This is a genomic window from Microbispora sp. NPDC088329 (assembly GCF_040685655.1).
Lineage (GTDB): Bacteria > Actinomycetota > Actinomycetes > Streptosporangiales > Streptosporangiaceae > Microbispora.
In genome coordinates, this window is record NZ_JBFBIP010000002.1 from 600,147 (window position 1) to 607,820 (window position 7,674).

Below are 7,674 nucleotides of genomic sequence, written 5' to 3' on the forward strand. Positions count from 1 at the left end.
GCTTTGACGACAAATAATCGGACACCTTAGGGTGGGACCGTGGCTCAACTGCGTATCGCTCTCGCCCAGACCAATCCGGTCGTCGGTGACATCGCCGGCAACGCCGACATGCTCGTCGAGTGGACCCGCAGGGCCGCCGAGCGCGGCGCGCACCTCGTGGTGTTCCCCGAGATGTTCCTGACCGGCTACCCCGCCGAGGACCTGGTGCTCCGCTCGTCGTTCGTCGAGGCGTCGGTCACGGCTCTGTCGAAGGCGGCCACACGGCTCGCCGACGAGGGGCTCGGGGACCTCCCCGTGGTGGTGGGCTACCTCGACCGGGCCGACCTCGCCCCGCGCGTGGGACAGCCCAAGGGCGCCCCGCTCGACGCGGTCGCCCTGCTCCACGAGGGCCAGGTGATGACGAAGTCGGCCAAGCATCACCTGCCGAACTACGGGGTGTTCGACGAGTACCGCTACTTCGTGCGCGGCGACCGCCTGCCGATCTTCCGCCTGCACGGGGTGGACGTCGCCGTGGCCGTGTGCGAGGACCTGTGGCAGGACGGCGGCCCCGTCTCGGTGGTCGCCGAGGCCGGCGCCGGCCTGCTCGTCGTTCCCAACGGCTCGCCGTACGAGACGAACAAGGACGACGTGCGGCTGGAGCTGTGCGCGCGGAGGGCGCGCGAGGCGGGCTGCGCGCTCGCGTACGTCAACATGGTCGGCGGCCAGGACGAGCTGGTCTTCGACGGCGACTCGCTCGTCGTGGACGCCTCCGGTGAGCTGGTCGCCCGCGCGCCGCAGTTCGAGGAGGACCTGTTCGTCACCGACCTGGAGCTCCCGGAGGGCACGGGCGAGCTCGGCGAGTCCCGCCACGACGCGCACGACGGGACCGTCATCACGGCCGAGCGGGTGCTGCTGTCGGCCGCGCCGGTCGAGCCGTACGAGGCCGAGGCGCCGGTCGTCGCCGCGCGGCTGGACGACCTGGCGGAGATCTATCAGGCGCTCGTGCTCGGCGTGCGCGACTACGTGCGCAAGAACGGCTTCCGGTCGGTCATCCTCGGCCTGTCGGGCGGCATCGACTCCGCCCTCGTCGCCACGATCGCCGCCGACGCCGTCGGGCCCGAGCGGGTCCACGTCGTGCTGATGCCCTCGCGTTACTCCTCGGACCACTCGATCACCGACGCCGAGGAGCTGGTGCGCCGCCAGGGGGTCAACTCCCAGGTCGTCCCGATCGCCGACATCGTCGCGGCGTTCGAGAAGGAGGTCGAGCTGCACGGCCTGGCGGCCGAGAACCTGCAGGCCCGCGTGCGCGGCATGCTGCTGATGAGCCTGTCGAACGAGCACGGCCACCTGGTGCTGACCACCGGCAACAAGAGCGAGCTGGCCACCGGCTACTCCACCCTGTACGGCGACTCCGCGGGCGGGTTCGCCCCGATCAAGGACGTGCTCAAGAGCGTGGTCTGGAAGCTCGCGGAGTGGCGCAACGCCCAGCCGGGGCAGCCCCCGATCCCGGAGAACTCGATCACCAAGGAACCGAGCGCGGAGCTGCGGCCCGACCAGCGCGACACCGACTCGCTCCCGCCGTACGAGGTGCTCGACCGGCTGCTGCGCGACTACGTGGAGCGAGACATGGGCCGCGACGAGCTGGTCGCCGCCGGTCACGATCCCGAGCTGGTCACACAGATCATCCGCCTGGTGGACCTCGCCGAGTACAAGCGCCGCCAGTACCCGCCGGGTCCGAAGATCACGCCCAAGAACTTCGGCCGCGACCGCCGCCTGCCCATCACCACCCGCTGGCGCGAGCGCCTCTAGTGCTCCGGTGACACTGGGATCACGGCCTGGACCTGCGCTGGTGGTGGGTCAAAATGATCTACGGGCGTGGCGCCTGGGGCTACTGCCGCCAGCCGGCCGAGGGCGGGGGGTGGTAGACGGCCTCCTCACAGCTGTCGGCCTCACTGATCTGAGGGCGGGCGTTCGACGACAGCGGCGATGAGAACAGGTAGACGAAGCACCGCGCCTTCACCGGCGTCGTCGGCGTGGTCCGCACCACCACCCGGATCTGGCTCGCACTTCGACCCGCGTGCCACGGGAAGCCCCGGGTGGCGCTGTTGATTTCCGCGTCGGTGAGCGTGCCGTCACGGCTGCCCTCGTACAGTGCCTCACCGACGAGGACCGCCTGACGGTCCATCGCCGCTCGGTCTCGCTCCATCAGCTCCGTCCGATGGGACTTCAGGGCCAAAGTCCACCATATGACCAAGCCGACCGCGCCGAGGGCCGCCGCGACCACTGTCGCGACGACACCCGTCAGAAGCCAGAAAAGGCAGGATTTTCGCGTCCCACCTCGATCGTTGTAGTCGGGCAACTCAGCTCGCCTACGCGCTCTTGTCGCCGAGAGAGTCCTGCTTCATCACGATGGCCACGATGGCACAGCCGGATGTGCGGCGCGCGGGCTTGACGCAGGAACGCCGTGACCGGTGCCGGGCAGGGCCCGGCACCGGTCAGGGGGTCGTTGGAGACGGCCTCGTCGGCAGACGGCCGTGCGTCCTCGCGTCCATGCCCGCCAGTGGTACCCGGATCCCACCGAGACGCGGGCCGGCGCCTTGCGCCGCTCCGCGACCCGCGGGGGCCTGTCAGAGGCCGTGGTGAGCCTGTGACGGCTCACGGCTCGGAGGTGAAGGGCCGCATCACCGTGCGGTGCAGACCCGGGTCACGGCTCGGGGGTGGAGGAACGGATCACGGCTCGGCGATGGAGACCCGCGTCACGGCTCGGGGGTGGAGACCCGGGTCACGGCTCGGCGATGGAGGGCCGGGAGCGGAAGCCCTTGAGCGCCTCGTCGATGATCCGCTCCGGGAGGTCGGCCTGGGAGGCGTCGGCGTGGGACCACTTCGTGAGCCAGATCATCGCCCCGCTGAGGAGCGCCAGCGCCATGTCCACGTCGAGGTCCGCTCGCAGTTCCCCGGTTTCCATGCCACGCCGCAGGACGGCCGCCACCACCGCCCTGCGCGGCTCCACGGCCAGCTGGCGGAACCGCTCTGCCAGCCGGGGGTGCCGTTCGGAGTCGCTCATGGCGATGTTCATGATGCAGCGGGTGCGGTGGTGGCGGGTTTCCTCCTGGATCACCCGGAGATAGGTCACCAGGTCGTCGCGCACGGTGCCGCCCTGCGGCAGCGGGATCGGCGGCTTGAGTGTCGCCAGGGCGTCCACCACCAGGTCCTCCTTGTTGGACCACCGGCGGTAAATCGTGGTCTTCCCGACACCGGCGCGGCTGGCGATCGACTCGATGGACAGCTCCGAAACTCCGATGCCCTCACCGAGCAGTTCGAGAGTCGCCTCGATGATCGACCTGTCCGCCTTCTCGCTGCGCGGGCGGCCCGCCGGGCGGGCCGCCCCCTCAGCCGTCTGCTGCGTCTTCATGGCAGGTTCACACTACCGCTGCTTCCTTTTCGGTTTCAGCCCTGGTGACGGCGGCGTCCACCGAGGCCTTGCCCGGCATCCAGCGGGCCACCACGACGGTGCCGACGAGGGCCACGATGGCCGAGCCGAGGGCCGCCCAGTGGACGCCGGTGACGAACGCGGCGTTCGCGGCGTCGAGCAGGCTCGCCCCCCGCGCGCCCAGGTGGCCGGCGACGCCGGCGGCACCGGAGATGGACTCGGTCACGACGTGGCGGAGCTGCTCCGGCAGGGCCGTGACCTTGTCCTCCATGTCGCTGCGGTAGCTGGCGGACAGGACCGCGCCGAGGATGGCGATGCCCAGTGTGCCGCCGACCTGCCGGACGACGTTGCTCATCGAGGAGCCCACACCGGCCTTCTCGCGTGGCAGCGCGTTCATGATGGCCGTGGTCGCCGGGGGCATGATGTTGGCCATCGCCGCACCCTGGACGAAGCCGAGGGCCAGCAGGATCCAGATCGGGGTGTCCACCTGCACGAATGCGTAGCACGCCAGGGCCAGCGTGATGACGAGCATCGCGACCGTGCCGACGGCCCTGGCGCCGTACTTCTGCACCATGCGCGCGCTCTGCGGTGCGAAGATCAGCTGAGCGGCCGCGAACGGCAGCACGAGCGCCCCCGACTGCAGCGGCGAGTAGCCCCGGACGATCTGCCAGTAGAAGGCCAGGAAGAACATCACGCCCATGGCCGCGAAGAACACGAGGCCGACGGTGGCGATCGCGGTGGAGAAGCCGGCGTTGCGGAAGTTACGCACGTCGAACGCGGGGTGGTCGATGCGGCTCTCGTACCAGACGAAGGCGGCGAGGATCGCCAGACCCAGCAGCGACGGCACGATGACCGAGATGTCGGCGACGGTGCCGAGGTCGCTGATCCGGACGATGCCGTAAACGAGGCTGATCAGGCCGAGGATGGACAGCAGCACGCCGACGGGGTCGAGACCGGTCTTGTTCGGGTCCTTCGAGTCGGGCACGATCGTGGCGATCAGCGCGAGGCCGACGAGCACGATGGGCACGTTGACGAGGAAGACCGAACCCCACCAGAAGTGCTCGAGCAGCACGCCCCCCGTGATCGGGCCGATCGCCACGGCGATGCCGACGCCGCCGGCCCAGATGCCGATCGCCTTGCCCCGCTCGTGGATCGGGAAGACGTTCGAGATGACCGCCAGCGTGGCCGGCATGATGGCGGCGCCGCCGAGGCCCATCAGGGCCCTCGCCGCGATGAGCTGCATCGGGTCCTGGGCGTACGCGCTGGCCAGGGACGCCAGCCCGAACAGGACCATGCCGGCCATGAGCATCCGCTTGCGCCCATAGCGGTCGCCCAGCACCCCGAAGGTGAACAACAGGCCGGCGAACACCAGCGTGTAGGAGTTCATCGCCCATTCGAGCTGGCTCTGGGTCGCGCCCAGGCCGTGAACGGGATCGGCGATCGTCTTGATCGCCACGTTGAGGATGGTGTTGTCGAGAACGACGGCCAGCAGGCTGAACACCATCACGCCGAGGACCTGCCAGCGGCGTGGGTGACCTGTATGAGCGTCTGTTTGAGCTTCCAAGGAGTCCCCCATGATTTCGCTACGCGTGAGTTTCGCAACGCAAGCGTAGCGCTCTTCCATTCCGATACGCAACGGGACCGTTTCATAATCCATCCGGCGCCGCCGCACCCGCCGGCCAGCTGGACGAGATCGCTCGGCCGGGCGCCGGCCCGCACACCGCTCGTCTCAGACGCGCGTCCGCCCCGGCACGCCCCCGAGCGCCGGGGCGCACGACATCTCGCGCGGCGTCTCGCACGGCCATCCGGAGCGGGCGGCGCACGGCGTCTCGCGCGGCGGTCCCGGGGAACGGCCGCACGCACCCCCTGTACATCCGCGCGGGGGCCGGTTCTATTCCCGGCCCGGGCGGAAACGATTCCCCCCGCCCGGCCCGGTCCTCCTCCCTACTCCACGGCGGGAGCGGGCAGGGGCGCCGTAGCGGCCGGAGCACCGCGCCAGACCAGGGCGGCGAACATGGCCAGCGCGAGGCCGACCGCTCCGGACACGGCGAAGGCCCAGGCGGGGCCGTGGGCGTCCAGGAGCCCCCCGGCCAGGGGTCCGGCCAGGGCTCCCCCGATCGTCAGCGACGTGCCGTGCAGGCCCATCGCCTCGCCCCGCGCCGCCGCCGGGACGCGCCGGTTGACGGCGTCAACGGTCGACGACAGCGCCGGCGCGCACAGCAGCCCGCCCGGCGCCAGCGCCAGGCAGAGCCAGCCCCAGCCCCCGCCGACCAGGCCCACGGGCGCGGTCAGCACCGCCAGGCCGCCCGCGAGCACCGCGGGTGACAGCCCCCGGGGCAGCCCGCCGTACACGAACCCCCCGACGAGCGAGAACGCGCACCACAGCGCGATGACCAGGCCCGTCCAGGCGGTCGCGCCGCCGGCCTTGAGCATCGCCACGACGCTCAGCTCGGTCGCGGTGAGCACGAAGGTCAGCCCGGACACCAGGCAGAGCAGCGCGAGCAGGCCGGGCCGCAGCCACTGCCGCCGGGGGACGGCGCCCTCGTGCCCCGCGTCCTCCTCGGCCGACCGCGTGGGCGGGTTGAGCAGGTACAGCGCCACCCCCGAGCCCACCAGGCCCACGGCCACGCCGTACATCGTCGCGGTGCTGCCGAACGCCGTCACGCTCGCGACGGCGAGGGCGGGCCCGACCATGTACGACAACTCCACGCCCATCGAGTCGAGGGCGAAACCGGTCTGGTGGTTCTCCACGGGCACCATCGCGGCCACGCACTGCCGGATGGCCCCGAACACCGGCTGGCTGAACAGCCCTCCGATCAGCGCGCCCGGCAGCAGCACGGCGTACGGCATCGCCGGCGCGGCGCACCACAGGCACAGCTGCACGGCGGTCGTCACGGCCAGCACCGGCCGCAGCCCGCGGCGGTCGACGAAGCGGCCCACGAGCGGCGAGCCGACCGCGGCGCCCGCCATCGAGGCGGTGCCGACCAGACCCGCCTGGAGAAAGCCCAGGTGCTGGCTGTTGACCACGTGCAGGGTCAGGGTCATTCCGGTGCCGGTGAGGGGGATTCTCGCGATCATGCCGACCAGCAGCAGCGCCCGCACGCCCGGCAGGGCGAGCACCCGCCGGTAACGATCAAAAACCATTGTGGTTCCTTACCTCCGCACGGCATTGTGCCGGGCGCCTCCGACAATCGCGCGGCCGGGTCGGCTCATTCGTCCCATTCGTCCCAGCCGTCGCAGGGCCGGATTACGCCGCCCGTCCGGGGTGTTCCACGCCATGTCGGCATGCAATGATCTGACTGTCCGGGGACGCCACAGGGGCGCCACGAGGCCTGGAGGTAGCCATGTCCTCTGTTTCCGTCGTGTCCGAACCCGCCCTCTACGGCGGGGCCGCAGGGCGCAGGGTCACCGTCCGCGACATCGCCGCGGCCAAGGAGCGCCACGAGAAGTGGCCGATGGTGACGGCGTACGACGCCATGACAGCGCGGGTGTTCGACGAGGCGGGCATCCCGGTGATGCTCGTGGGCGACTCCGCCGCCATGGTCGTCTACGGGTACGACTCCACGCTGCCCGTCACGGTCGACGACCTCATCCCGCTCACCGCGGCGGTCGTACGCGGCTCGTCGCGGGCGATGGTCGTGGCCGACCTGCCGTTCGGCTCCTACCAGGCCTCGCCCCAGCAGGCCCTGGAGACCGCGGCCCGCTTCATGAAGGAGGCCGGCGCGCACGCCGTCAAGCTGGAGGGCGGCCGCCGGGTCCTCCCGCAGGTCGAGCTGCTCGTGTCGGCCGGCATCCCGGTCGTGGCCCACCTCGGCCTGACCCCGCAGTCGGTCAACGCCTTCGGCGGCTACCGGGTGCAGGGCCGCGGCCAGGCGGGTGACGAGCTCATGGCCGACGCCAAGGCGCTGGAGCACGCGGGCGCCTTCGCCGTCGTGCTCGAATGCGTGCCCGCCGACCTCGCCCAGCGGGTCACCACGTCGCTGAGCGTCCCCACGATCGGGATCGGCGCGGGTCCCCACACCGACGCGCAGGTCCTCGTCTGGCAGGACCTGATGGGCCTCACCCCGCAGCCCGCGAAGTTCGTGAAGAAGTACTCCGACCTGGCCGGCGAGATGGACCGGGCGATCCGCGCGTACGCCGACGAGGTCGTCTCCGGTGTCTTCCCCCGGCCCGAGCCGGGATGTTCCAGAAGGGCATTTCCGGCAGGGCGAGCATTCCGAAGGCCCGCGGACTCGGCAGAGCCCGTACGGGCCGGGGCAAGGGCC

Annotated in this window: 5 protein-coding genes and 1 pseudogene; 2 read left to right on the forward strand and 4 right to left on the reverse strand. The window is 71.1% G+C overall.

The window, feature by feature from the left end; all coding sequences use genetic code 11:
* Positions 1–39 precede the first annotated feature (39 nt).
* Positions 40–1,788, forward strand: a complete 1,749-nt coding sequence (locus AB0O28_RS07215; protein ID WP_363637228.1) for an NAD+ synthase — start codon at positions 40–42, stop codon at positions 1,786–1,788.
* Positions 1,789–1,867: 79 nt separating this feature from the next.
* Here AB0O28_RS07215 and AB0O28_RS07220 read toward each other — a convergent pair whose 3' ends face one another.
* The 4 genes from AB0O28_RS07220 to AB0O28_RS07235 form a co-directional block, all read right to left on the reverse strand.
* Positions 1,868–2,185, reverse strand: a complete 318-nt coding sequence (locus AB0O28_RS07220; protein WP_363637230.1) for a hypothetical protein — start codon at positions 2,183–2,185, stop codon at positions 1,868–1,870.
* 576 nt (positions 2,186–2,761) lie between these two features.
* Positions 2,762–3,391 carry a TetR/AcrR family transcriptional regulator gene (locus AB0O28_RS07225; protein ID WP_363637232.1) on the reverse strand — a complete coding sequence of 210 codons (630 nt, stop codon included), beginning with the start codon at positions 3,389–3,391 and terminating at the stop codon, positions 2,762–2,764.
* A 7-nt stretch (positions 3,392–3,398) separates the two neighbouring features.
* Positions 3,399–4,913 carry an MFS transporter gene (locus AB0O28_RS07230; RefSeq protein WP_363637266.1) on the reverse strand — a complete coding sequence of 505 codons (1,515 nt, stop codon included), beginning with the start codon at positions 4,911–4,913 and terminating at the stop codon, positions 3,399–3,401.
* 440 nt (positions 4,914–5,353) lie between these two features.
* Positions 5,354–6,553, reverse strand: a complete 1,200-nt coding sequence (locus tag AB0O28_RS07235) for an MFS transporter (RefSeq protein ID WP_363637234.1) — start codon at positions 6,551–6,553, stop codon at positions 5,354–5,356.
* Between the two features lie 200 nt (positions 6,554–6,753).
* Here AB0O28_RS07235 and panB point away from each other — a divergent pair.
* Positions 6,754–7,575: pseudogene (gene panB, locus AB0O28_RS07240) on the forward strand (3-methyl-2-oxobutanoate hydroxymethyltransferase); the annotation flags it as partial.
* Between the last annotated feature and the right edge of the window lie 99 nt (positions 7,576–7,674).

Coding starts and splice junctions, on each gene's coding strand:
- AB0O28_RS07220 (WP_363637230.1), bottom strand. CDS start 2,185: ATGGAGCGAGACCGAGCGGCGATGGACCGTCAGGCGGTCCTCGTCGGT.
- AB0O28_RS07225 (WP_363637232.1), bottom strand. CDS start 3,391: ATGAAGACGCAGCAGACGGCTGAGGGGGCGGCCCGCCCGGCGGGCCGC.
- AB0O28_RS07230 (WP_363637266.1), bottom strand. CDS start 4,913: ATGGTGTTCAGCCTGCTGGCCGTCGTTCTCGACAACACCATCCTCAAC.
- AB0O28_RS07235 (WP_363637234.1), bottom strand. CDS start 6,553: ATGGTTTTTGATCGTTACCGGCGGGTGCTCGCCCTGCCGGGCGTGCGG.